1 pseudogene is annotated in these 276 nt (G+C 66.7%); it reads right to left on the bottom strand.

Annotated elements, in window-relative coordinates:
- Nucleotides 1-266, bottom strand: a pseudogene (locus tag HOP53_RS21510) (YggS family pyridoxal phosphate-dependent enzyme); the annotation flags it as partial.
- Nucleotides 267-276 lie beyond the last annotated feature (10 nt).

Genomic DNA, 276 nt, shown 5'->3' with positions numbered 1-276 from the left:
TTGTTGGCCTGCAGCGGGCCGATGAAGTGCCACACGATGCCCTTCAGGTCGGCCAGTTCGGTCTGCTTCTCCAGCGCTTCCTGGACGTAGTTCTCGCCGAATTCCCGCTGGCCGAGCTGCCACGCCTCGCGAATCATGCCGGCCGGCTTGGTCTTGCTCACGGCCAGCAGCCGGGCCGCATCGGGCGTGCGTCCGGCCGCCGACAAGGCGGTGGCCAAACGTCGGCGAGCGCTGGCCAGCGACTCGGAAAGCATGGTATCCGTCATCTCAGCCACA

The sequence above is a fragment of the Billgrantia ethanolica genome, assembly GCF_021404305.1.
Taxonomy (GTDB): domain Bacteria; phylum Pseudomonadota; class Gammaproteobacteria; order Pseudomonadales; family Halomonadaceae; genus Halomonas; species Halomonas ethanolica.
This window is presented reverse-complemented; position numbering and strand designations above follow the sequence as displayed.